We start from the raw sequence: 1,229 nt of genomic DNA, 5'->3' as shown, positions 1-1,229 counted from the left end.
CAAGGTAGCCCTAGGGGAACCTGGGGCTGGATCACCTCCTTACTGACGCTATTCTTGCGAGTGTTCACACAGATTGTATAGGTTGAAGTTATAAGAGGATATGTTCCCAAACATATCAGCGTGTCCCATTCGTCTAGAGGCCTAGGACACCGCCCTTTCACGGCGGTAACAGGGGTTCGACTCCCCTATGGGACGCCACTTTATAAATGCATTCACGAATGTGATTACAAAGTGGTTTGTCTAATGACAAACGACATGCTCTTTAACAATCTGGAAAGCTGACAAGTCATTCTTTAAGAATGACAGTAAAGTTCTCAATCAGTGACAGAAATGTCACTCACACAATCAAGTGTGCTTGGACTTTGTCTTATTGAATCAATGACGACAAAGCTTCTATTTGAGTCCGGCAAAAACAAAACCYTAGTTGTTTAAACCGTTTGTTTTCACTTTTTAAAGTGAAAGTAAATAAGCAAGACCTTTTGGGGTTGTATGGTTAAGTGACTAAGCGTAGACGGTGGATGCCTTGGCAGTCAGAGGCGATGAAGGACGTATTAACTTGCGAAAAGCCCAGATAAGGCAGTAAAAGCCATTTGAATCTGGGATATCCGAATGGGGAAACCCACCTGCATAAGCAGGTATCTTAGCGTGAACCTTTTGGGGTTGTATGGTTAAGTGACTAAGCGTAGACGGTGGATGCCTTGGCAGTCAGAGGCGATGAAGGACGTATTAACTTGCGAAAAGCCCAGATAAGGCAGTAAAAGCCATTTGAATCTGGGATATCCGAATGGGGAAACCCACCTGCATAAGCAGGTATCTTAGCGTGAATACATAGYGYTAAGAGGCGAACTCGGGGAACTGAAACATCTAAGTACCCGAAGGAAAAGAAATCAATTGAGATTCCGGCAGTAGCGGCGAGCGACCCCGGATTAGCCCTTAAGCAGACTTRGCGTTAGGTGAACAGGTTGGAAAACCTGGCAATAAAGGGTGATAGCCCCGTAACCGACGGCGCCATATYTGTGAAAACGAGTAGGACGGGACACGTGATATCTTGTCTGAACATGGGGGGACCATCCTCCAAGGCTAAATACTCCTGACTGACCGATAGTGAACCAGTACCGTGAGGGAAAGGCGAAAAGAACCCCTGTGAGGGGAGTGAAATAGAACCTGAAACCGTCTACGTACAAGCAGTGGGAGCCTCCTTTGTGGGGTGACCNTGTGAAAACGAGTAG

Annotated in this window: 1 tRNA gene and 1 rRNA gene; both read left to right on the top strand. The window is 46.4% G+C overall.

Features of this window, described 5'->3' with window-relative positions:
- Positions 1 to 122: 122 nt before the first annotated feature.
- Positions 123 to 198, top strand: a tRNA-Glu gene (locus tag BZG75_RS15165).
- Between the two features lie 468 nt (positions 199 to 666).
- Positions 667 to 1,229: ribosomal RNA gene (locus BZG75_RS15450) — 23S ribosomal RNA — on the top strand; the annotation flags it as partial.

The sequence above is a fragment of the Salinivibrio sp. AR640 genome (genome assembly GCF_001995405.1).
In the GTDB taxonomy this organism is placed as follows: Bacteria; Pseudomonadota; Gammaproteobacteria; order Enterobacterales; family Vibrionaceae; genus Salinivibrio; species Salinivibrio costicola.
The sequence above is the reverse complement of the archived record's forward strand: the minus strand, read 5'-3'. Positions and strand labels throughout refer to the sequence as shown.